The organism is Bifidobacterium sp. M0307 (assembly GCF_016100445.1).
GTDB lineage: Bacteria > Actinomycetota > Actinomycetes > Actinomycetales > Bifidobacteriaceae > Bombiscardovia > Bombiscardovia coryneformis.
Genome location: NZ_JACFSL010000001.1, coordinates 756,334 through 780,512, shown reverse-complemented (window position 1 = coordinate 780,512; position 24,179 = coordinate 756,334). Strand labels below are relative to the sequence as shown.

Sequence of the window (24,179 nt, the reverse complement as noted above, 5' to 3'; positions counted from 1 at the left end):
GTCGGATATGGGTACCAGGGTCGTTGTGGTCAATGGTCCGAACCTGGGCAGGTTGGGTGTCAGGGAACCTGATGTCTATGGACATCTGGACCTGGAAGCGCTCCGCAGAGACTGCACGACCTGGGGGAGTGAGCTGGGCCTGGACGTGGAAGTGCGTCAGTCCGACGACGAGGGCCAGGTCATCTCCTGGATGCACCAAGCGGTTGATGAGCGAACCCCGGTGGTCATGAACCCGGCGGCCTTCACCCATTACAGCTATGGCCTGGCCGATGCGGCCGCCCAGGTGACCGAAGCCGGGCTGCCTCTGATGGAGGTGCACATCTCCAATCCCGCTTCCCGCGAAGCCTTCCGTCGGCATAGTGTCATATCACCGGTGGCCACCGGCACCATTACAGGCTTGGGATTCTATGGGTACCGTTTGGCCCTTGAATCGGTGGCCCACCTCATCGAGAGGTCGTGAAGTCCAGTGCCGCGGTTGCCAAGGTCCGGCGGGAGGGCCGGAGGAGCGGCGGACGGGCTGCCCGCGCCAACAGGTGAGCAACCGGCAAGGGTGCCGAAGACCATTCAGGTCAGGGGTGCCCGGGTCCACAACCTTCATGGTCTGAATCTTGATATACCCCTGAACCGCCTGGTCGGTATCGCCGGGGTATCGGGTTCAGGCAAGTCATCACTGGCACTTGGAGTCCTCTATGCAGAAGGCTCAAGGCGATATTTGGAATCCCTGTCAACCTATACCCGAAGAAGGATGACCCAGGCCCAGCGGCCCGAGGTCGACTCCGTTCGTTTCCTCCCTCCGGCATTGGCGCTCAGACAGCGCCCCGGGGCTGGTGGGATGCGCTCGACCTTCGGGACTTCCACCGAACTCCTCAATGTTCTTCGGCTCATGTTCTCCCGACTGGCCTCGCACGTCTGCCCCAACGGGCATTATCAGGAACCCACCATGCGAGTGGCGGCTGAAATGCCCATCATCTGCCCGGTCTGCGGGGAGCGCGTCCAAACCCCCAGCGCCGAGGAACTGGCGTTTAACTCACTGGGCGCCTGCCCGACCTGCCAGGGAACGGGGACGGTTCGGGAAGTGGATGACGCCACGCTGGTTCCTGACCAGGATCTGACCATCGATCAGGGTGCGGTGGTTCCCTGGAGGACATTCGGTTTCAACGTCCAGCCTGATATCGTCCGAGAATTCGGGGTGCGTACTGATGTGCCCTGGAAGGACCTGACGGCTGACGAGAAGGAGATCGTCTTAAACGGGCCTTCCGAAAAGAAGCACATCACCATCACCTCCGTCAAAGGGGTCCATGAGCTGGACTTCACCTTCCGTAACGCAAGATTGACGGTGGCCGAGGAACTCAAACGTGCCACCGATGACAAACGCCTGTCCAAGGTGGCGAAGTTCCTGACCGAAAGGACCTGCCCGGACTGTGGTGGAAGTCGCCTCAACGAGGTTGCTCGACAACCTCGGATAGGGCAGGACAACCTGGCCGCAGTCACCTCCTGGCCGTTGAGGAGGGTGCTCCACTGGTCCGAGAACCTTCCCGCCACCTTGCCTGAGTCAATGCAAGCGATGGCGCGGTCCCTGGCGGATACACTGCAAAGTATGGGTCGCCGCCTGCTGCAACTGGGCCTGGGGTACCTGACCCTGGACAGGTCCACCGTCTCCCTGTCGACGGGGGAACGGCAACGTACCCAGCTCTCCCGCGCTGTCCGCAACGAGACAACCGGTGTCCTCTATGTTCTTGATGAACCCTCGACAGGTCTTCACCCGGCCAATATCGAAGGTCTCATTGGGGTCATGCGTGATCTCCTGGCCAGTGGAAACTCGGTGGTTTTCGTGGATCATGATGTATCGGTCCTCGCAGCGGCCGACTACTTCATCGAGATGGGACCTGGTGCCGGTAGCAAGGGTGGCAGGGTGATAGCGCAAGGCACTCCCGAGCAGGTGGAGGACGCCCCCGAGTCCCGCATAGGTGGCTTCTTAAACGGGCGAGAAGAGGTTCTGGTCAGAGAGCACCGGGACATTCCGGCTTCACCGACACCCCTGTCAACCGATGAAAACAGGGAACAAGGGTCGGTGAGTACCGGGGGAAAACGAACCCACAGTGATTCGTCCCGTGCCGCCTCCTGCGACTGGATCCGGATGAGTACCGGCCCCATCCATACGGTCCGGCCGCTGGATGTGGCCATACCCCGGGGTCGCATGACGGCTGTGACAGGGGTGTCCGGCTCAGGGAAAACGACCATGGTCTTGGAATGCCTGGTACCTGCTCTCCAAGCCATACAGGAAGGACGGTCCCTGCCGGAGCCGGTCAAGTCCATATCGTCATCCGGCATAGATCGGGTCAGGCTGGTCGATTCCTCACCCATCGGAATCAACGTCAGGTCCACCGTGGCAACCTATTCGGGCATCATGGATCATCTGCGACGTCTCTTCTCGAAAACCGCAGCCGCCCATGAGGCGGGGTACAGGCTCTCGGACTTCTCCTACAACACAGGATCGCTCAGGTGCCCGCAATGCGAAGGGACGGGGCAGATCAGCCTTGATGTGCAGTTCCTTCCGGATATTCCCATCACCTGCCCAACCTGCCGGGGAAGCCGGTTCAAGCCTGAAATCGAACGGATAAGGATGTCCACCAAGGCCCATCCCGACCCCATGAGTCTGACAGACCTCCTCTCCATGGAGGTCGGGGAGGCCATGGAGGTCTTCGCTGCCGCCGGTTCCAGGGGAGCTGATGCGGGTGAGTACCCAAGCATCCACCGATCCCTGCGCATCCTGAACGATCTTGGTCTGGGCTATCTGACCCTGGGAGAGGATACGCCTTCATTATCCGGTGGCGAGGCCCAGCGGCTCAAGCTCTCCAATGAACTCGGGCGGAGGCAGAACACCTCCCTCTTTGTTCTGGATGAGCCAACGACCGGCCTCCATCCCCTGGACGTCCGTACGCTGATCGGGGTCCTGGAGCGCCTGGTCGACAGGGGAGCCACGGTGGTGTTCATCGAGCATGACCTGGATATGATCGCCAATGCCGATTATGTGATTGACATGGGTCCCGGTGGAGGAGAAGAAGGTGGCATGATTGTCGCCACAGGGAGACCTGAAACAGTCTGCGCAAGTCCGGTTTCCCTTACCGGGCAGTACCTTGCCAGGCATATCCAGGGGAGATGACCGGGGGAGGGGCTCATCGCCGCGTCGTCGTCTGCCATACCTGATAGGCTGAAGTTCCATGGTCAGAGAACATGGAAATTCGCAAGGGCATATCACAAAGCACATTTTCGTCACCGGTGGCGTCGTTTCTTCGCTGGGTAAGGGACTGACTGCGTCCTCCCTCGGCAGGCTGTTGAGAAGCCGCGGAATCCGGGTCCTTCAGCAGAAGCTGGATCCCTATATCAACGTTGATCCCGGTACCATGAACCCCTTCCAGCATGGTGAGGTCTACGTGACCGAGGATGGGGCCGAGACCGATTTGGACATCGGCCACTACGAGCGATTCCTGGATGTCTTCCTCTCCCAGAAGGCCAATGTGACCACCGGGCAGATATACCAGTCCGTCCTCCGCAAGGAGCGTGCCGGCGAGTACCTGGGGCAGTGCGTCCAGGTCATCCCTCACGTCACCAACGAGATCAAGAGCCGCATGCGTGCCCAGGCCGGTGATGATGTGGATGTGATCATCACCGAGATCGGCGGCACGGTAGGTGACATCGAATCACAGCCGTTCATGGAGGCGGCCCGTGAGGTCAGGCGCGACATCGGGGCGGACAACTGCATGTTCGTCCATGTTTCGCTGGTTCCTTACATCGCTGCCGCCCATGAGCTGAAGACCAAGCCCACCCAGCATTCGGTCATGGCCCTGCGCCAGTTGGGCATCGCCCCCGATGCCCTGGTCCTCCGGTCGGACCGTCCTCTGAGCCAGTCCATTAAGGACAAGATTTCGCTTATGTGCGATGTCGATGCCGAAGGTGTGGTCAACTGCGTGGACGCCCCCAGCATCTATGACGTGCCGAAGATCCTGTACTCGGAGGGTCTGGATGCCTATGTTGTCCGCAAACTTGAGCTTCCCTTCCATGACGTGGATTGGAACGAGTGGGAGGACCTCCTGGAACGTGTCCATAATCCCCGCAACCGGGTCACCGTGGCGATTGTCGGCAAGTACATCGACCTGCCCGATGCCTATCTTTCGGTGATCGAGGCCATAAAGGCCGGTGGGTTCGCCAACTGGGCCAAGGTCGACGTCAAACTGGTTACCGCCGACTCCTGCGAGACCATGGATGGCGCTCGCGAGGCTTTGCAGGGAGTGGATGGAATCGTCATTCCCGGTGGATTCGGCGTACGAGGCATCGAAGGCAAACTCGGCGCTCTCCGCTATGCCCGTGAAACCAAGCTGCCCGCTCTGGGAATCTGCCTGGGCCTGCAGTCCATGGTCATTGAGTATGCCCGCCACGTCCTTGGTCTGGAGGATGCCAACTCCTCCGAATTCGAACCGAACTGCGAGCATCCGGTCATCGCCACGATGGAGGAGCAGAAGGACATCGTTGCCGGACACGGTGACATGGGCCATACCATGCGTCTGGGTGCCTACCCTGCCATTCTTCGCCAGGACTCACTGGTTGCTGAGCTCTACGGGAAGACCGAGGTATCGGAGCGCCACCGCCACCGCTATGAGGTCAGCGTGGCCTACAAGCAGGATCTGGACAAGGCCGGCCTGCACATCTCAGGCACCAGCCCTGACGGCCAGCTGACGGAGTTCGTGGAGCTTCCCAAGGACCGTCACCCCTTCTATGTGGGCACCCAGGCCCACCCGGAGTTCAAGTCCCGCCCGACCAAGCCCCACCCGCTCTTTGCTGGTCTGGTAAAGGCCAGCATCGAGCACCAGCAGGCAGCTGACTGATTCCTGTACGGCACAGACCATACGACGATTCCGCCCGTTCTCCGATTCGAGGACGGGCGAAATCGCTATTCGGGCCTTTTGGGTATCTTCGGGTCATAAATGTGACTTAATTCCCTATAGAGCGTAACCTCAATCTGGCGGGTCAAGTTCAGGTTGTTTATCCTTGAAAACGTAGGCGGTCGTCGGCAAGCGACAATACATGTGTGAGGAGGTCTGAGCTCGTGGATAATACCTCGCAGCAGACGGACACATCACGGGATGTGGAGATGAGCCAGTACGTGGCGGATCGCACCCGTGTCAATGAAGATAAAATCAAAGAGGACGACGAAATCATCTCGCAGTTCGGCGAGTACAACTATGGCTGGCACGATTCGGACAAGGCCGGAGAAGCCGCCCACAAGGGAATCGACGAGAACGTCGTCCGTGCCATCTCGGCCGACAAGGGCGAGCCTGAATGGATGCTCGAGATGAGACTGAAGGGCTACAGGTCCTTCATGGAGAAGCCCATGCCGGACTGGGGCGTGGACCTGTCGGGATTCAATGCCGATGACTTCAAGTACTACGTCAAGCCCCTCAAGGAACAGGCCAAGTCCTGGGAGGAGCTTCCTGACGATATTCGCAACACGTATGATCGACTTGGCATCCCTGAAGCCGAGAAGAACCGCCTGGTCTCGGGGGTCGCGGCCCAGTACGAGTCCGAGGTGATCTACAACTCCATCCGTGACGACCTGGAAAAGCAGGGTGTCATTTTCCTGGATACGGACACCGCCCTTCAGAAGCATCCCGATCTCTTCAAGAAGTACTTCGGCACGGTCATTCCCCCGGATGACAACAAGTTCGCCGCCCTGAACACGGCGGCCTGGTCCGGCGGTTCCTTCGTGTATGTGCCGAAGGGGGTCCACGTGGACATCCCCCTCCAGGCCTACTTCCGTATCAACACCCCGAACATGGGTCAGTTCGAGCGGACTCTGATCATTGCCGACGAAGGGTCATACGTCCATTACGTCGAAGGTTGCACGGCTCCCATATACTCGACCGATTCCCTTCATGCGGCCATCGTCGAGATCATCGTCGAACCTCATGCCCGGGTGCGGTACACCACGGTCCAGAACTGGTCCAACAACGTCTACAACCTGGTGACACAACGTGCCTATGTCCGTGAGGGCGGCACCATGGAATGGGTGGACGGAAACATCGGCTCCAAGGCCACCATGAAGTACCCAGCCTGCATCCTGGCCGAGCCTTACGCCAAGGCCGAGACCCTATCCCTGGGCTTCGCGGGCAAGGGGCAATACCAGGACACCGGTGCCAAGATGATTCATCTGGCACCCCATACCTCGTCGACCATCGTCTCGAAGTCCATTTCGCGTAACGGAGGAAGGGCGGCCTATCGCGGCCTGGTCAAAATCGTCAAGGGCGCTGAGAAGTCATCCTCGTCGGTGGTCTGCGATGCCTTGCTGGTCGACGACTACTCGCGCTCCGATACCTACCCTCACGTTGATGTCCGTGAAGATGACGTCTCCATGGCTCATGAGGCAACCGTATCCAAGGTCTCAGAGGACCAGCTCTTCTACCTGATGAGTCGCGGTCTGGAGGAAAAGGAGGCAATGGGCATGATTGTTCGAGGTTTCGTTGAACCGATTTCCCGTGAGCTGCCCATGGAATATGCACTTGAGCTCAACCGCTTGGTCGAATTGCAGATGGAGGGTTCGGTAGGCTGATGTCACAGACAAGCGAAATCACGATTCCCAAGGCGGATCCAAGGGACCCCTATGCCATTCCGGCGACCATGCCATCCAGTGCCGACAAGGAGCCGCGCTCCTTCGACCCGGATGATTTCGTGGTCCCCACCGCCAAGCAGGATGACTGGCGATTCACACCGATCGACCGCATAGGGGAGTTCTTCCAGGTATTCAAGCCCAGTGGCCTGACGGCGGTGACGGTCACCATGATGGACGGAACCCCTGTTGACCCAGACCGGGTGAGCGTATCCAACGTTCCCATGGGCCAGGACCCCTGTGGTTCCGTACTCAAGCCCAGCGACCGTGCGGCGGCCGTGGAATGGGCTAGCGAAAGCGAGGCCACGGTGGTCAGCCTGCGTGGACGTCTGGATCAACCTGTTCTGGTGCAGATCCAGGGCGGAGGAATGGACCTTGACGCCTTCCATCTGGTCATCCGGGCCGACGACGAAGCCAGTGCCGACCTGGTGGTGGAACACACAGGGCAGGCCAGGCTGGCCGAAGGCACGGAGATTGTCACAGGAAAAGATTCCCATGTCTCCACCACCTTCATTCAGGAGTGGGCGGCCGGATCGAAGCACGTGGGCAACCACCGCATCCATGTCGGAGCCGGGGCCACACTGCGGCACTCCGTGGTCACCCTGGGTGGTGACTTCGTCCGTCTGCGTATGGACCAGGACTTCGGCGGGGAACAGAGCGACCTGAACATGCTGGGCATCTACTTCGTCGATCCGGGCCAGCACATCGAGCACCGGACCATGGTGGTCCACAACCACCCCGAGTGCAAGTCCCGAGTGGTATACAAGGGAGCCCTCGACGGGGCTGGGGCCCACTCCACCTGGGTGGGCAATGCCCTTATCAAGCCCGCGGCCCCCGGTACCGACTCGTATGAGCTCAACCGGAACCTGGTACTGACCCCCGGGGCCATTGCGGACTCCGAACCCAACCTGGAAATCGAGAACGGGAACATCATCGGCGCCGGCCATGCCAGCTCGGTTGGCCGCTTCGATGACGAGGAGCTGTTCTATCTCCAGTCGCGAGGCGTACCCGAAAAGGAGGCCCGCAAACTGGTTGTGCGCGGGTTCTTCGGTGAACTGGTGGAGGAGATTGGCGTTCCCAGTGTCTCCGACCACCTGATGGGTGTGATCGACCGCAGACTGGCCAAGGGCGAAGACGAAGAGATGCAGCACGTTTTGGAGGAGAACTGACATGTCAACACTGGAAATCAAGGATCTGTACGCCTCGGTCGAGACCAAGGAGGGTCGCAAACAGATCCTCAAGGGTGCCACACTGACGGTTCGCTCGGGTGAGACCCACGCCATCATGGGGCCCAATGGTTCGGGCAAGTCCACCCTCGCCTACACCCTGGCCGGGCATCCCAAGTATGAGGTGGATTCCGGTCAGGCCCTCCTGGACGGGGAGGACATCCTGAAGATGACCCCGGATGAACGGGCCAAGGCAGGGCTGTTCCTGGCCATGCAGTACCCGGTTGAGGTGCCCGGAGTCTCCATGACCAACTTCCTCCGGACCGCCAAGACGGAGGTTGACGGAAAGGCGCCGGCCGTACGGACATGGGCCAAGGACCTGAACGCCGCCATGAAGAAGTTGAAGATGGATCCCAAATTCGCCCAGCGCTCGGTCAACGAGGGCTTCTCCGGAGGCGAGAAGAAGAGGGCCGAGGTACTCCAGCTGGAGCTTCTCAAGCCCAAGTTCGCCGTTCTGGATGAGACCGACTCCGGTCTTGACGTGGACGCCCTGCGCATTGTTTCGGAGGGGGTCAACAGGGCCAAGGAGAACACAGGTTTGGGCATCCTGATGGTGACCCATTACACCCGTATCCTCAAGTACATCAAGCCCGACATCGTCCACGTCTTCGCCCAGGGGCACTTCGTCAAAACCGGCGGCCCCGAACTTGCCGACACCCTGGAGGAGACCGGGTACGACCAGTACCTTCCTGAAGGCTCCGACTCGGAATCGGCATTGGCCTGAAAGTGGGCGGCGGTCAGGGGATGGAGGTGCGCAATGGTTGATGAGGCACAGATTCGGAGTCAGTTCCCGATCCTGGAACAGGAAGTGCACGGGCACCCTCTGGTCTATCTGGATTCGGCAGCGACCGCCCAAAAACCGCTGTGTGTTGTAGATGCGGAGCGGGATTTCTACCTGCATGACAATGCGGGTGTGCACCGAGGGGCTCATGAGTTGGCCGCCCGCAGCACCTTGGCCTTCGAGGAATCCCGGGCCAAGGTGGCGAAACTGGTAGGGGCGGAATCGCAGGATGGCGGTGAGGAGATTGTCATCACCGCCGGGGCCACGGCCGCTCTCAATCTCCTTGCCACGGCCTTTGGCAATGCAACTCAGGGGAGGGGAGGGAAGGCCGCTCAGAGATTTGCCTTGCAACCGGGCGATGAGATTGTGACCAGCAAGGCCGAGCACCACTCCGTTCTCCTTCCTTTTCAGGAGCTTGCATACCGCACGTCAGCCGTCCTGAAGACCTTTGATTTGGACGATCAGGGCAGAATCATGGCGGACACGGCCGATGAGGTCATCACCGAGCGTACCAAGGTGGTGGCTGTGACCCATGTCAGCAATGTGACCGGCGCCGTAACCGATATCGCTCCAATTGTCAGGAGAGCCCATCAGGTTGGTGCCCTGGTGATTCTGGACATCTGCCAGTCGGTGCCCCACCTGCCGGTCGACCTGCATGGCCTGGGTGTTGATTTCGCGGTATGGAGCTCCCACAAGATGTACGGTCCAACCGGGGTCGGCTTCCTATATGGCCGTCGCGAGCTGCTTGAGGCTCTGCCCCCTGCATCGTTCGGCGGGTCCATGGTTGAGCTGGCGTATACGGACAGGCCCGCCCGGTATATGAATCCTCCTGCTCGGTTCGAGGCAGGTACCCAACCGGTTGCACAAGTGATTGGTGCCGGTGTGGCCGCCGACTGGCTGCGTGCCATCGGCATGGATCGGATAGCCTCCCACGAGGCCGCCATCACCAAAGGGCTGCTCAGATTGGGGCAGCTTGACGGAGTCAGGATTCTTGGCCCGACTTCGACTGAGAACCGGATCGGTACGGTTTCCTTCGACGTGAAGGGTGTCCATCCTCATGATGTGGGGCAGTTCATCGATTCCAGAGGCATCGCCATCCGGGTTGGACACCACTGCGCCCAACCGGTTCACAGGCACTTCGGGGTGTACGCTTCGAACAGGGCATCGACCGGGGTCTACAATACGATGGCCGATACGGATGCCCTGCTTGAAGCAGTCTCCGGGGTCAGGAGATTCTTCAAGGCGGACTGAACGTTCACCAGGGGCACAGCGACAGGTGAAAAACCAGCAATGCAGGTAGGTTGAAGGCATGGCAGATTTTGGGATGAGCGATCGGGAACTGGAGCAGATGTATCAGGAGGTCATCCTGGAGGCGGCCAGGGACCCTCATGGACGTGTGCCGGAGGATCAGTCAGTCTCAACTGACCCTGATGCTGATGTGACCATGAAGGTGGAGCATGAGTACTGCGTGCCTGCCGAGTCCCATCAGTTCAATCCCACCTGTGGCGACCACGCCACCATCCACGTCGAGGTATCCGACGGCACGGACGGCCAGCCAAAGTCCATCAGGCGAATCGTCTGGCAAGGAGATGGGTGCTCCATCTCCCAGGCCAGCCTCTCGGTCATGGTGGATCTGGTGGAGGGGAAAACCGTGGACGAAGCCATGCGGCTAGCACAGGAGTTCCACACCCTTATGGAATCTCGCGGGGAGGGTGTCCAGGAAGAGGATGCCGAGGAGGAGCTTGGCGACGCGGTGGTTTTCCAGGGTGTATCCAAATATCCCATGCGCATCAAGTGCGCTCTTCTGGGCTGGGAGGGCATGAAGGCCTCCGTGGCCAGGGCTCTGACGGATATGGACAAGAAAAAGGAGCAGGCGTGATGAGTTCTTCGGACAATCTGGTACCAGAGCCACAGGATTCCATCCTGGCCTCGGTCAACCGTGCCATCGACGATGAAGGAAAGGCCAGGGCCCTGGCACAGAATCCGACCCAGGCGGAGTCCATCATGGGAATGGGAACCAGGTCCGATCCTGCACCTGTTCGTTCCACTGTGGGATCCCAGAAGGTGGCGGACCAGTCCAAGGACAAGGCTGAGAGTTCACATGGCGAGGAGGGTGCCGACCCTGACAATCAGGTTGCGGAGGAACCGGTGGGAGAGACCTCGGCCATTCCACTGAAAGCCGTTGACGATATCGGTCGGGCGACAGCCCAGGATGTGCGGGAGGCCCTCCACCAGGTCATCGACCCTGAATTGGGTATCGATGTGGTGGACCTTGGGCTGGTCTACGGAATCGAAATCGACGAGCTGGGCCGCGCCATCATCACGATGACCTTGACCACCCCGGCCTGCCCTCTGACCGACCTGATAGAGGACCAGTGCGCCAGCGTCCTGGCGGGGCTGGTCGAGGAATTCCGGATCGATTGGACCTGGACACCGCGGTGGAGTCTGGACATGATCACTCCTGACGGGCGTGAGCAACTGGCCGCCATCGGCTTCAACTTCGAGAACATGCCCACTTACGACTGAGCCCAGGTCCGACCCAGCGAATACAATGATGATTCCGGTCCGCCGTGACCGGCACGGCGTATGAGAGAAAGCACGCGATATGTCATTTTCCATGGGCTGGAAACTACACGGCGACGGAAAGACACTGGCACCCGGCGAAGTCGTGGAACCGGATGAACGACTGACCTGGCCGCGCACAGCGGGTATAGGCGCACAGCATGTCGTAGCCATGTTCGGATCGACCTTCCTGGTGCCGATTCTGACCGGATTCGATCCGTCGACCACACTCTTCTTCACGGCCTTTTCCACGGCCCTCTTCCTGCTGATCAACAAGAACAAGCTCCCCTCATATCTGGGAAGTTCCTTCGGCTTCATTGCGCCGATTGCGGCAGTCACCTCAGCTCATAAGGGTCTGGCCGTCGCTTCTTTCGGCATCATGGTCACAGGTGCTCTTCTGCTTCTGATTGGCGTCATCGTGCACTACGCAGGCTCCAGGTGGATCGATATGGTCATGCCACCCATGGTCACTGGTGCCATCGTGTCGATTATTGGGTTCAATCTGGCCCCCTCCGCCTGGAATAACTTCAGCTCTGCGCCTGTGACCGCCCTGGTCACCCTGGTCGCGGTCATGCTTATTTCGGTCCTCTTCAAGGGGCTCATAGGTCGACTCAATATCCTTCTTGGTGTCCTGGTGGGGTATGTCTTCGCCATAACCCAAGGCGAGGTGGACTTTACAGCTGTAAAGGAGGCCGCTTGGCTCGGGTTGCCTCACTTCCAGTTGCCGCAAGCCGACATGAGTGTCCTGGCCATGTTCATTCCGGTCGTTCTGGTTCTGGTCGCTGAGAACATCGGCCACGTCAAGTCGGTCTCCCTGATGACCGGGCGCGACTATGACGATCAAATAGGCACGGCCCTGATTTCCGACGGTCTGGGTACCTTCTTCGCCGGACTTGGCGGCGGGTCGGGCACCACCACCTATGCCGAGAATATCGGTGTTATGGCCGCCACCAAGGTCTACTCCACGGCCGCCTACTGGTGTGCAGCCTTCTTCGCCTTCCTCCTCAGCCTCTGCCCCAAGTTCGGTGCTGTCATCAACACCATTCCGGCCGGTGTTCTGGGCGGGGTCACAACCATGCTGTACGGCATGATCGGCATGCTTGGCATCCGCATCTGGGTGGAGAACAAGGTTGATTTCGGCAAGTCGGTCAACATGACCGTTGGTGCCATCGTCATGATTGTGGGCATCGCGGACTTCACTTTTGCGGTTGCGGGAATCAGCTTCAACGGCATTGCAATCGGCTCGGTGGCCACCCTGGTCATGTACCACGGCCTCAAGGCCATCGGTCGCTGGCGTGGCACCGTTGACGGCGACGACTACATCCACGAAGACCAGACGAGTCCATCCGAGGCCTGATCCGGGACTCCTATGCAGAAGGCACCCATGCTGCATAACAGCATGGGTGCCCTTCCTTATAGTCGATGTGCCGCCGGTAGTCTCGCTGATGTGGTTCGGTTCCTGAGTGTGTCGGGTGCTGGCTGATCAGATCAGGGGCGCGTCGCATAGAAGGCCACTGCACTCGAGGCGGCGACGTTCAGACTGTCCACATGGTGGCTCATGGGTATCCGCACCGTCAGGTCGGCATGGGCTATGGTCTGTTTGGACAGCCCGTCGCCCTCTGTGCCGAAGACCAGGGCGAGTTTGTCGATGTGTCCGGGATCCGAAGGGGATGAACGGGGGGAGAGGCGTGCGGTCAGGTCGTCGAGGCTGATCGAGTCGTCACTCAGGGCCATGGCGGCAGTCGTGAAGCCCAGACGGTGCAGGTCCTCCAGTCCCTGGACCGGCCAGTAGCTCTTGTCGTCCCCGCCGATTCGGGTCCAGGGCACCTGAAAGACCGTGCCCATGGAAACCCGGGCTGCCCGCCTGTACAACGGATCCGAGCAAGACGGGGACACCAGGACGGCGTCCACATCCAAGGCTGCCGCAGACCGCATCAGCGCGCCGACGTTGGTATGGTCGACGATATTCTCCATGACGGCTACCCTGGTTGCGGTCCTGCACAGCTGGTCCACAGAGGGGAGGGGCCAACGACGCATGGCAGCCAGGGCACCCCTGTGGAGGCGATATCCTGTGATGGACTTCAACTGCTCGGGACTTGCCACATAGACGGGGACATCCGGCCCGAAGGCGGTATCGACCTGGTTGAACATGCTGGACATCCCATCCAACCAGGGTTCCTCCACCAGGAAGGAGATGGGTTCCACTCCTGCATCCAAGGCGCGGGCAATCACCTTCGGTGACTCGGCGATGAACAGTCCCTTGCTTGGTTCAAGCCTGTTCCTCAGCTGCATTTCCGTGAGGTGCGTATATGCCTCAATGCAGTCGTCATCGACAGACCTGATTCGAACGGTGCGCATGCTTCTTCCTCCTTCGTGACGAAGCCTAGATGAGTGACGACGCCTCTAAGCCCGAAGGTTGTCCCCTTCGACTTAACTAAAAATGGCCATCTCTACTAGGTCACGATGACAGTCGCGAGTATAAGAAACGAGTATGACTCTTTAGTGTACGCCTGTCAGATGTTCCAGAGTAGGTTCAGGATTTGTTGTCTTGTTGTGCGATGGGTTTGCTGAATCGTCTGTGTTTCAATTGCGCAATGCTTGTCGTCTAATTGGTAGGCCTATCTCTTTTAGAGTTGGCCGCGTCCTGCTACTGTTCGTTGGTTGTTGTGGGAATCAAAACGCAGTGCCCGAATCTGACGGGTTTTCTAGAACTTGAGTGCCCTGCTACAGTCGGCGCGTAAGGTCTGTCTGACGCTAAGTCTTCAAGGCCATAGGTCGTGCAATATTGGTGGCAGGACCTATCAGGAGGTGGCCCTTGGGACGACTCAATTGGTCTGACGGCCTTTTGGTTAGCGCATTGGCTATAGTCTGATGGATTCGACATTATCGGAACTCCTGAGTGTGCCAGCATAGCTAGGGCGACTGCTAGCAGCGGTTAGGCCGAAGATTGCCACTCGTATAGCACCACCGGCTGCATCAGTCTCACCACAAGCCATTTTCAGCTTGTTGACTTCTCCGGCGTTTGGTGTAAGGATTGGGATTTTTCCTGCTCCCCTTAAGAGGTAAGTCTGGCGGAGACCTTTGCTGCTGGTTGGGGCCTCCTAGATGAGCTCCAAGTTGGCTTGGGATAGTCTCATCGGCGCGCTTCTCCCATCTAATGTGTCAGCCGATGATGAGGGCAGAACAGACGAGTAGGATGTCAACACTCTACAGATATATCACATCCACTTACCCTTGATTCCACTAGAGCAGGTATAGGAAAGTGGTACAGCGTATGCTTAGAATGTCTCGAGGTGAGGGTCGTGGTTACGGTCGAAGGTGTCCTCAGTTTGGTTTGTGGGATTCCGAAGGCTGGTGCGCGTCGGGGTATGTGCCGGATTGTGTTGGCTACGACTCTTCCCTTAAGATGAAAATCAAAGCCGTATGCCAGGTAAGGCTCCCTTCGAAGGATGTGAATTAATGAACGCTGCTGACTACCTATTGGGTTACTTCAAGAGTAATTCGGCAACATCAGCAGAGGCTATTGGGTATCGGTTTGCGGATATCGTCGCTGCCGTGCAAGAAGTAGCTGATTTTGTTGATTCGTTGAAAGAACAAGGTGAAGACATGGACCTCTACGAAGATTGCATGTCTCGTATCAAACGTTCTGCTCTCAAACCTTTCGGAGGGTATACGTTGAATTGGTCAGCAGATTTCGGTGTAGATACGAGGGGGGAATTAGAGTCCGGTGATCTTCTGGGTTTGAAGACTTTGAGTACGCGTATGAAGGATTCTTCTTTACAGTTCACTGAATCCCAACGGAAGACTATCGATGATTTGGTTGGGCAGGCCAGAAAAGCGCTAGGTGAAGTAAGTGAGGACTTGCCCGTCGGATTGGCGCTATATATCAATCGCCTAATGCGCGAGACGGAAATTGCTTTAGATGAATATTCGATAACCGGCGATTTCGCCTTAGAGATAGCTTTCGCGCGGCTACGCGAGTCTTTGAATATAGCTATCGAGGAAACGTCCGAAGAGAAGAAGGGGAGGTGGGAAAATGTACGTCAGACATTTCACGATTTGGCAATTGGCTTTATAGTCGAGGCCCCCAGTCTTGCAATGACTGCTGCGCAGATTTTCCCTCAGATTGGTTCTTGATGGCGGCTCAGAAGCTTCTCGTTCTGTTATTGTAATCGGCGGGGGATTTTCGGATACGATTCCGTTCTTCACCAATCTTTGAGGGCCTTTCGGCATGTCGGGTATAACGCTAAACGTAAGGTCCAAGTCCTTTCCATGGTTCAAATAGCCCTTCATCCGCGCTCTTCCATTAATGGTGTTTTGTTTGCGGCAGTGCGCGACATACCGGCATCTATGCGAACATACAGAAGTAACCCGTTAGCTTGCCACCGCGACGTTCGAAACGCTGCTCAAAAGGGCGATATACAAATGTGCCAGATTGAATTGTCTGACCCAGTAAACTGTCTCACCGGGTTGTGTAGGTTTATCGGTCAAGAGTTTGAACAACTCGAGTGAAGCACGGTCATCTATTGATTTGCCATCGGTTGCTATGTACAAGCTTGAAAAGTAGAGCGTTGCGCCCATTAGCTGACTGACGACACTGAAGCTCGTGGACGCGGCGGACTATCCGAACGCCTCTTCGAAGCGTATCCTTGGCGGGCAGTGGGCCCAACTTCCGTGCGTTTCAGGCATCAGCACTGGTACTTTCAATTGCTACCTTCGGTGCTTTAGAGGCCTTGACGATATACTTCTGAGACGCAAGAATAAAGCAAAACCGGAAGGCAGTGTGATAGTAGGATATCTTGCGAGAGCAAGATATCGTTCATGTGTGGAGTGTCCGGAACGGGAGTTGAACCCGTACGCCTGTATAAATAGGCACTAGCACCTCAAGCTAGCGCGTCTACCATTCCGCCACCCGGACAGGTGCGTTTTCGCAACAGAGGATACTATAGCATCTTCCGGCCGGTTTCGCATAGGGAAGGGGTTTGCGTGTCGCATCAGCAGGCGCCGGACACCTGGCAAACACCCCTTGCAGGAGCGGTTTTCGACCGCCACCGGTAGCCTGAAAGCATGACCGCACCACTCTTCCTATTGGACCCGCAACAAGATGACACCCCCCTTGCAAGCGACGAACTGCATACGGGATGGAAACTTGAGTTGCCCCCGCGCATCAGGCGACATGCCATCCAATCGATGAGGCTGACTGAAGGCAACGAGCTGCAGCTTTCCGATGGTCATGGACTCAGGCTCCAGGCCATCATCAGGGACGCTTCGACCGGTCTGGTCGAAGTGACGGCCGTGGGACGGGAGAGCGGGCCCAGGGTGTCCCTGGTCTTGGTCCAGGCCCTGGCAAAAGGGGGTCACGACGAGAGTGCCATAGACATGGCAACACAGATCGGGGTCGATGCAGTCCGTCCTTGGCAGGCGGACAGGTCCATCGCCAAGTGGAAGGAAGGCCGTACCGATCGTAAGTGGCGTCAGGTTCTGGATGCCGCAACCGAGCAGTCCAGACGTGCCATAACGCCGGAACTCCTGCAGGCCATGACCAGTCGGTCCCTGGTCCAGGACTGCCGCGAGGCAGCAGCCAGAGGTGATCTGACGGTGGTGCTCCACCAGGATGCCACCATGGCCTGGAGGGATGTCGAGGCCCAGGTCGCCGACATGGCGGAAGGCGGCAGCGTACGTGTTGTAATCGGCCCGGAAGGGGGGATCAGCATGATGGAGGTTCAGGCCATGATTGAGGCCGGTGCTGTAGCCACTGCCTTGGGTACCAATATCATGCGAGCCTCGACTGCGGGACCGGTCGCCCTCTCCCTCCTGGCAGGTTCCCTTGGCCGCTGGGAGCGCTGACCGGGTGTTTACGCTTCAATCCGGGCGAAATATCTGGCAAGAACCATATGATGGGAATAGTGCATTTCAGACTCGGCAGGGTTCGGACAAGGAGCGACTATGAGTGATTCCGCGCGCGGTGATGACTGCGTCTTTTGCAAGATTATTGCCGGTGATATTCCCAGCCGGAAGGTCTACGAGGACGAGAGCGTCTATGCCTTCCAGGACGCCCATCCCAAGGCCAAGGTCCATGTTCTGGTTGTTCCCCGGAATCACTATGCCAATGTGGCTGAGCTGGCCAAGGCCGAGCCTCAGACCCTGGCCCATATCGTCGAGGTGGCCCAGTCCATCGCCGACAAGGAGTTCAATGGGGCTTATCGTTTGGTCTTCAACTCGGGGGAGGATGCCGGTCAGTCGGTATTCCACGTCCACGCGCACGTCCTGACAGGTGAGGTCCTCCCCGAGTGAGGGGTGCCGAGTCGACGGGGAGAATGACGTGGCGGTAACGACGCGAACGCTGGACATACCAGCGGAAATCGATCCCGTTCTTGTTCTGGGACCCGGAGATGCGGTTATGGAGCGAATCGAACGCGCATTTCCTCATGTGAATACGCTGATTCGCGGGAACAGGATCGTTCTGACCGCGACCGAGCCAAGGGGCGACAGGGAGGCCAGCCAGGTATACGACCTGCTTGCCGAACTGGTTCAGGCCGCATATCAAGCGCCCTTGGATGCTGACCAGGTTGGCAGGCTCCTCGATCACCGTCGTATGGGCGATTCCACCCTGACCGGTGCCGTCCCGGTTTCTGCTCCGGGGCAGGTTCCCCGCGACCTGCGCGCGGAAAGCGGCGACCACACGGTTGTCGGGAAGGTCCGGTTGGCAGATGAAGATTCGGATGAAGTCCGTGAAGAGGGCAATACCAGGTATACGAGCGGAGATATATCAAATATCGAAGGTTCTGACGGTCATACCGAAAATCAAACCGTGGTGACCTCTGACTTGTGGAACTTCGCCGGTGCAAGGGATGAGGGAAGCACCAAAGGGAACCGGACGAACCCACGGCATGATGGAGACGGTGGAATTCCAGGAGAGCACATGGGTGACGGTATGACGCCGGATACTGATGATCGGGACTCGCTTCGACAGGCGGGATCAGGCGAAGGAACGAATTCCGAGACGACCTTCTCCGTGGCATCGGTCATGAGAAGCCCTCTGGCGTACTCGTCAAAGGGCCCCATCCGCCCCAAGACCGCAGGCCAGATGGCCTATGTCTCATCCATCCAGACGCATACCATCACCTTCGGTATCGGACCGGCGGGAACCGGCAAGACCTATCTGGCAGTGGCCAAGGCGGTGCAGGCCTTCCGGGCCAAGCAGGTCAGTCGTATCATCCTCACCCGCCCGGCGGTCGAGGCCGGTGAGAGTCTCGGCTTCTTGCCTGGAACCCTGAATGAGAAGGTGGATCCGTATCTGAGGCCCCTCTACGATGCCCTCTCCGACATGCTGGGCGCCGAGAGGATGCACCATTATCTGAGCAACGAGACCATCGAGGTGGCGCCCCTGGCATACATGCGCGGTCGTACCCTCAACGATGCCTTCGTCATCCTGGATGAGGCACAGAACACCACCCGTCAGCAGATGAAGATGTTCCTGACCAGGCTTGGATTCAACACCAAGATGGTCATCACCGGCGACATCACCCAGGTCGATCTGGGCCTGCCGACATCCGGACTCGCCACCATCGAGGAGATTCTTGGCGGGATTGACGACATCGCCTTTGTGCATCTTGAGGCAGGGGATGTGGTTCGTAACCGGCTGGTGGGCAAGATCGTACAGGCCTACGACAAGGTGGGGGCAAAGGCAGACAGGAGGCCCAACAAGGCATGAGCGTCGAAGTCACCAACGAAACCCAGTGGGAGATCGATGCAAAGACCTTCTCGGACCTGGGGGTCTGGGTACTGGATCAGATGCAGGTCAGCACCCAGTCAGACATGACAATCATCTTCAACGACCCGGACCCCATGGCCTCCTTGCATGAGCGATGGATGAACCTTGAGGGGCCGACCGATGTCATGAGCTTCCCCATGGATGAACTTCGCCCCGGTGACGGGAGCCGGAAGGTGGAGGGCATTCTGGGCGATATCGTCATCTGCCCGTGGGTTGCGGCCCAGCAGGCGCAGGCGGCCGGGCACTCGGTGATGGAGGAGATGCTCCTCCTGACCATTCACGGCACCCTCCACCTGCTTGGCTATGATCACACCACCAGGGCCCAGGAAGGTCAGATGTTCGGCTTGCAACGTCAGCTCCTGCTGACCTTCCTGTCACTGAGGCAGGGTCCCATGGGCGAGGTCTCGTTGCCATCCGGAGCCTTCAATGCCCTGGCGGCATATGAAGACAGCAGAGACCCTGGTCATGGTCCCGGGACGGGCGTGGTCGGTCATAGGAGTCGTTCATGAATCAGGAAGAGGAGTCGCGATGACCAACCGTTCGATTCTGATACTGGTTGCCCTGGCACTGGTGGTACTGATCCTCGTCGGTCTCTCCCTGATCCTGGCTGCGGCCGAAGGATCGGTGACCAGAGTAACCAGATCCAGTCTGAACAATCTGATTCTGGGCCTACAGACGGACCAGGACCTGAGCCAGTTCTCCCGGATGAAGAGGATCGACAGGATACACAAGGCCCAAAAGCTGATTTCGCAGCGCCAGGCGACCTCAAGCGGGTGCGCCTACTTCAGGATCATCTGCGACATCCTCATCGGCCTTCTGGTGGGCGGAATGACCCAGGTTGCCGGTTTCCCGGTCTGGGAGCAGGTTGTCTGCGGCCTCGTGGCAGCTGTTCTGGTGGCCATGATTTCGGTCACTATTGGTCCTCGGAGGAATGGAGCCAAGCAGCCGCTGGAAATCCTGCTCAGGTACGTTCGCATCATTTCCATCGCTGTTCGACTGGCGCCTTTTAAGAAGAGGCGCATGAACGGTTCCGTATCCATGGGCTCCAGACGGAGTGACCTCTCGGATGACGAGGAGTTGGAGAAGATTCAGATCGAGCAGGGCCGGGCCATGGTCGACCAGCTGGTTGAGGCCGGGGCCTTCGATCCTGAAATATCGGAGATGCTCAAGAACGTCCTCACCCTTTCCACCACCCTGACACGTGAGATCATGGTTCCCAGAACGGATATGATCTGCATGGGGAAGGACACTAGTCCTGAAGCGGCTTTGAAGCTCTTCTCCCGTTCGGGATTCTCCAGGATACCGGTCATCGGAGAGGACATGGATGACCTGATTGGCGTGGTCTACCTGAAGGATGTGGTCAGAGCCATATCACTGGGACGACGGAAGGATGAGGGATCCATCGAGTCCTTCGTGCGTGAGCCGGTACTGGTTCCAGAGTCCAAGCCCGTGGATGACCTCTTCCACTACATGCAGAAATCCAGACACCACCTGGCCGTGGTGGTTGACGAGTACGGTGGCATCGCGGGGCTTGTCACCATCGAGGATGCCATCGAGCAGATCGTCGGTGAGCTGGAGGATGAGCACGACAGGGTCCAGCACGATCAGCCCAAGCAGGTGGGGCCGCATACCTGGAGTCTGCCTGCGCGTACATCCATTGCTGACCTTGAAGAACTCTTCGAGATAGATATTGACGAGGACGATGTGGACACGGTCTACGGACTCCTGACCAAACTGCTCGGCTCGGTACCCGTTGAAGGGTCCTCTGCGGTGACCAGGGGGATCAGACTGACGGCAGCGGACGCAACCGGACGGCGGAAGAAGATAGCGGCCATCATCGTGGAACCAGCTGATGATTCGGACATCACCCTGGAAGAGGAACCGATGGACCAGGAAGTTGCCGGCAATGAGCAGAACTGACGACAAGGAACAGGAACTGATGAAGGAAAAGAACACCGAGGTGACCGTCCCCGGGAACAATCCGGGAACCTCCAATATCGGGGAAGCCGACGAGGCCGTTGCGGACCAGCCTTATCGCTCGGGCTTCGTGGCCGTAGTGGGCAGACCCAATGTGGGTAAGTCGACCCTGATGAATGCCCTGGTGGGCAGACCCATCGCCATCGCATCGTCACGCCCGGAAACCACCCGCAAGGCCATCCGTGGCATCGTGACCGATCCTCATGCCCAGCTGGTTCTCGTTGATACCCCCGGCATCCACCGGCCCCGAACCCTTCTTGGGCAGAGGCTGAACGATGTGGTGGACGCATCCCTTTCGGATGTCGATGCCATCGCCTTCCTTCTGCCTGGTGACCAGGTCATCGGTCCGGGCGACAAGAGGATTCTGAGCAGGCTCAGGTCGGACTTTGCCCGCAAGGACAAGGACGGGAAGTGGCAGTGGCGTAAGCCCCTGATCGCAGTGGTGACCAAAATAGACCGATTGGACAGGGACTCGTTGGTGTCCAAGCTCATCGAGATATCGACCTTTGCTGATTTCGACCAGATCGTCCCGGTCAGCGCCCTGACCGAGGACAACGTCCAGGAGGTCAAGCAGGTCCTTATCGATGCCATGCCTGTAGGGCCTCAGATGTATCCGGAGGACCAGCTGACCGAGGAGCGGCCCGAGGATCTTATCGCAGAGCTGGTTCGTGGGGCCTTCCTTGAGGAGCTGGATGATGAGCTGCCCCATTCGCTGGCGGTGACCGTCGATTCGATCGAGCCGCCCGAGGATGGGCAGAAGGCACAGGTGCACGTTTCCATCTATGTTGAGCGTGATTCCCAGAAGCCCATCATCATCGGCCATCGAGCCGAGCACCTGGTGAGGGTCAAGAAGAAGCTGCGGACTGCAGTTAACCGAACCCTCGGTCAGAAGGCAACGCTCGATCTGCATGTCAAGGTGGCCAAGAACTGGCAGGGGGATCCGAAGCTGCTGCAAAAGCTCGGCTTCTGATTCAAACCCGGTTTCTTTCTGCGGTCGGAGGGGTTGTCCGATGCGGATTGAACGAGGTGCAGTGATACGAAAGCAGGCGGCCGTCAGTCGGTATGAACCCGATTGACGGCCGCCTGTCTGTCCGGTGGAACTCTGTTTACCGGCGGGTGGCTTTCGTCTTCTTGGAAACGTACATCCTCGTATTGAGCAGGTCGGCGTACCGCTTGATGACCTTGGGCCGAATCACCTTCATGGAGGGGGTCATCAACCCATTCTCCTGGGTGAATTCCTCGGGGAGAATGATGAACTTGCGAACCGACTCCGCCCGGGAAACGCCCTCATTGGCCTTGTCGACGTACTTTTGGACCTCCGCCTTGACCACGGCATTCTCCGCGGCTTCCTGCGTGGACATGTTCTGGTCGAGCCCCTTGGAGGCCAGCCAGGGACGCAGTGCCTCCTCGTTCAGCGTCACCAGGGCGGAGATGAAGGGCCGCTTGTCGCCGAGTATCAGAGCCTGGGAGACGATTTCAGATCGTTCGATGGCCTCTTCGATGGGCCTGGGGGAAACGTTCTTCCCGCCGGCAGTGATGATAAGGTCCTTCTTCCTTCCGGTAAGGGAGAGGAAACCGTCGCGTGAAATCCGCCCAAGGTCGCCGGTTGCATACCATCCGTCGGGAGTGAAGGCATCCTCAGTGGCGGAATCGTTCTTGTGATAGCGATGGAAGACGCAGGTTCCCTTGATCTGCACCTCGCCGTCCTGGGCGATGCGAATGGTGAATCCGGGGAAAGGAATGCCGACGGAACCCTTATGGTAAGGGGTACCCAAGGGGCTGAATGCACAGGGGGCCGTGGTCTCGGTAAGGCCATACCCCTCATAGACCGGCACATTGGCACCGCGGAAGAAGCCGAGGAGCTGGGGGTCCAGGGGAGCGCCGCCTGAAACAATCCACTTCGTCTTGCCGCCAAGGACCTGCCTGAGTGAGTTGTAGACAATCGGGTCGTACATGGCTCTGCGCATGGCATCGCGCTTGGTGGGCCACCCCTGGACGGAGATGTCGGTCATGTACTTGCGTGCCGCCTCGGCGGCTCCGGAGAAGATCTTGCCCTTGATGCCGTGGCCCGCTTTTTGGGAAGCGGCATTGTAGACCTTTTCGAAAACGCGGGGTACGCCGATGATGACCGTTGGTTTTGATTCCTGGAGGTCGGGGAGGAGGGTCGCCAGGCCAGAGGAGATGTAGACCTGCATTTCGCCATAGATCACCCCGTAGCTGATGGCTCGGGCGAAGGTATGGGCCTGGGGGAGGAAGAGGAGGATGGACCCCTCCGGATCGTACGTCAGATTGGGGATGAAAGCGTTCAGGTTCCTAGCGAGCTGGCAGTAGTGCTCATGGGTCATTTCCACACCCTTGGGCGCAGCCGTGGACCCGGATGTGTAGACGATGGAGCAGAGGTCGCTCTTTCTGATTGAGTTGATCCGCTGGTCCAACTCGGCATCGCTGATTGATTCCCCATAGGCCTGGAGCTCCTGAAGGAGGCCGGATTCAAGGCAGGAGATGCGCTCGAGGGTGGGGCAGTCCTTTTCCGCTCCATCGGCCTTGGCTTTCATATCGGCCGTCTGGACGACCAGAAGTCGTGCATCGGAGTTGTTGACGATGAACCGGATCTGCTCTGCAGAATCCGTGTCGTAGATGGTGGCGATGACCCCGCCTATGGAAAGGACCGCTGCATCGATGATGTCCCACTCGTAGCTGGTGCGGCACATGAAAGCCACGGCATCGCCCTTCTTGATGCCGTAATGCAGGAAGCCCTTGGCGGTCTTGCGGATATCGTTCAGGACCTCCCGTCCGGTCCTATAGGTCCAGGCGCCGTTTTCGACGAAGTGAAGCACAGGCTTGTCCGGGGTGCGGCGGGCACGGTCCGCGTAGATGTCATACACAGTCATGGTGTCCGGTACCGGGTCCATGCCATCGGTCCGGGCCGTCATCAGACCCTGGTCCATGAAGGTGGTGGTGGCATAGTCCGCAGACCAGAAGTGCTTGGTGGGTAGTCCTGTATTGTCCTGGTCGGTCATGCGGCCAGTCCCTGCAGTGTTCGCCGTGTTCGGGTTCCCCTTCGGGTCATCCTCATGGCCCACATAGTGCGTCACGTAAGACTTGACCGATGTTAATATCGACACATTGACTCCTTATGACAATCAGATATGTCAAGGATACCCGTGGTCTTGGAAATTCCCGGTCTATTGTCCACCT

19 protein-coding genes and 1 tRNA gene are annotated in these 24,179 nt (G+C 58.6%); 17 read left to right on the top strand and 3 right to left on the bottom strand.

The genetic code is table 11. The features are described 5' to 3' along the window. Positions 1-7: 7 nt before the first annotated feature. The 10 genes from aroQ to H3V08_RS03060 all read left to right on the top strand — a co-directional run bounded on the left by aroQ (position 8) and on the right by H3V08_RS03060 (position 12,587). Positions 8-460, top strand: a complete 453-nt coding sequence (gene aroQ, locus H3V08_RS03105; RefSeq protein WP_033490884.1) for a type II 3-dehydroquinate dehydratase — start codon at positions 8-10, stop codon at positions 458-460. A 90-nt stretch (positions 461-550) separates the two neighbouring features. Continuing rightward, the gene (locus H3V08_RS03100) at positions 551-3,163 is read left to right on the top strand and encodes an ATP-binding cassette domain-containing protein (RefSeq protein WP_198181555.1); all 2,613 of its coding nucleotides are present in this window, start codon (positions 551-553) and stop codon (positions 3,161-3,163) included. 58 nt (positions 3,164-3,221) lie between these two features. After that, a complete protein-coding gene (locus tag H3V08_RS03095; RefSeq protein WP_033490160.1) occupies positions 3,222-4,883 on the top strand; it encodes a CTP synthase in 1,662 nt (553 codons plus the stop codon). Between the two features lie 266 nt (positions 4,884-5,149). Beyond that, positions 5,150-6,604 carry a Fe-S cluster assembly protein SufB gene (gene sufB, locus H3V08_RS03090; protein WP_051875797.1) on the top strand — a complete coding sequence of 485 codons (1,455 nt, stop codon included), beginning with the start codon at positions 5,150-5,152 and terminating at the stop codon, positions 6,602-6,604. After that, on the top strand, positions 6,604-7,830 hold the full coding sequence (sufD, locus tag H3V08_RS03085) for a Fe-S cluster assembly protein SufD (RefSeq protein WP_198181554.1): 1,227 nt from the start codon (positions 6,604-6,606) through the stop codon (positions 7,828-7,830). The genes sufB and sufD overlap by 1 nt, the downstream gene beginning before the upstream one ends. A gap of 1 nt (position 7,831) precedes the next feature. After that, a complete protein-coding gene (sufC, locus tag H3V08_RS03080; protein WP_033490154.1) occupies positions 7,832-8,611 on the top strand; it encodes a Fe-S cluster assembly ATPase SufC in 780 nt (259 codons plus the stop codon). Between the two features lie 33 nt (positions 8,612-8,644). After that, positions 8,645-9,919: a SufS family cysteine desulfurase gene (locus tag H3V08_RS03075; RefSeq protein WP_198181553.1), complete on the top strand. Its 1,275-nt coding sequence runs from the start codon at positions 8,645-8,647 to the stop codon at positions 9,917-9,919. Between the two features lie 58 nt (positions 9,920-9,977). After that, the gene (sufU, locus tag H3V08_RS03070) at positions 9,978-10,547 is read left to right on the top strand and encodes a Fe-S cluster assembly sulfur transfer protein SufU (protein WP_198181552.1); all 570 of its coding nucleotides are present in this window, start codon (positions 9,978-9,980) and stop codon (positions 10,545-10,547) included. Continuing rightward, complete coding sequence (locus tag H3V08_RS03065) at positions 10,547-11,194, top strand: metal-sulfur cluster assembly factor (RefSeq protein WP_198181551.1); 648 nt, start codon at positions 10,547-10,549, stop codon at positions 11,192-11,194. Before sufU ends, H3V08_RS03065 begins: the two co-directional genes overlap by 1 nt. Before the next feature lie 79 nt (positions 11,195-11,273). After that, positions 11,274-12,587 carry a uracil-xanthine permease family protein gene (locus tag H3V08_RS03060; RefSeq protein ID WP_198181550.1) on the top strand — a complete coding sequence of 438 codons (1,314 nt, stop codon included), beginning with the start codon at positions 11,274-11,276 and terminating at the stop codon, positions 12,585-12,587. Between the two features lie 131 nt (positions 12,588-12,718). On the opposite strand, the gene H3V08_RS03055 is transcribed toward H3V08_RS03060, so the two are convergent. Beyond that, positions 12,719-13,588, bottom strand: a complete 870-nt coding sequence (locus H3V08_RS03055) for a TrmH family RNA methyltransferase (protein WP_198181549.1) — start codon at positions 13,586-13,588, stop codon at positions 12,719-12,721. 1,101 nt (positions 13,589-14,689) lie between these two features. On the opposite strand from H3V08_RS03055, the gene H3V08_RS03050 reads away from it, so the two are divergent. After that, positions 14,690-15,367, top strand: coding sequence for a hypothetical protein (locus H3V08_RS03050; RefSeq protein ID WP_198181548.1), 678 nt, complete (start codon positions 14,690-14,692; stop codon positions 15,365-15,367). Between the two features lie 694 nt (positions 15,368-16,061). Here H3V08_RS03050 and H3V08_RS03045 read toward each other — a convergent pair. After that, positions 16,062-16,148 (bottom strand) — tRNA-Leu (locus H3V08_RS03045). Positions 16,149-16,297: 149 nt separating this feature from the next. On the opposite strand from H3V08_RS03045, the gene H3V08_RS03040 reads away from it, so the two are divergent. The 6 genes from H3V08_RS03040 (at position 16,298) to era (ending at position 21,951) form a co-directional block, all read left to right on the top strand. Further along, positions 16,298-17,077, top strand: a complete 780-nt coding sequence (locus H3V08_RS03040; RefSeq protein WP_198181547.1) for a 16S rRNA (uracil(1498)-N(3))-methyltransferase — start codon at positions 16,298-16,300, stop codon at positions 17,075-17,077. A gap of 99 nt (positions 17,078-17,176) precedes the next feature. Beyond that, complete coding sequence (locus H3V08_RS03035) at positions 17,177-17,524, top strand: histidine triad nucleotide-binding protein (protein ID WP_198181546.1); 348 nt, start codon at positions 17,177-17,179, stop codon at positions 17,522-17,524. A 28-nt stretch (positions 17,525-17,552) separates the two neighbouring features. Continuing rightward, complete coding sequence (locus H3V08_RS07490; protein ID WP_332461772.1) at positions 17,553-18,944, top strand: PhoH family protein; 1,392 nt, start codon at positions 17,553-17,555, stop codon at positions 18,942-18,944. Then, on the top strand, positions 18,941-19,513 hold the full coding sequence (ybeY, locus tag H3V08_RS03025; protein WP_051875652.1) for an rRNA maturation RNase YbeY: 573 nt from the start codon (positions 18,941-18,943) through the stop codon (positions 19,511-19,513). The genes H3V08_RS07490 and ybeY overlap by 4 nt, the downstream gene beginning before the upstream one ends. Positions 19,514-19,532: 19 nt before the next feature. Next, the gene (locus tag H3V08_RS03020; RefSeq protein WP_045921297.1) at positions 19,533-20,924 is read left to right on the top strand and encodes a hemolysin family protein; all 1,392 of its coding nucleotides are present in this window, start codon (positions 19,533-19,535) and stop codon (positions 20,922-20,924) included. Further along, positions 20,911-21,951, top strand: coding sequence for a GTPase Era (gene era / locus H3V08_RS03015; protein ID WP_442859341.1), 1,041 nt, complete (start codon positions 20,911-20,913; stop codon positions 21,949-21,951). Before H3V08_RS03020 ends, era begins: the two co-directional genes overlap by 14 nt. Before the next feature lie 136 nt (positions 21,952-22,087). Here era and H3V08_RS03010 read toward each other — a convergent pair whose 3' ends face one another. Beyond that, entirely contained in the window at positions 22,088-24,106 is a 2,019-nt protein-coding gene (locus tag H3V08_RS03010) for an AMP-dependent synthetase/ligase (RefSeq protein WP_033490137.1), read from the bottom strand. Between the last annotated feature and the right edge of the window lie 73 nt (positions 24,107-24,179).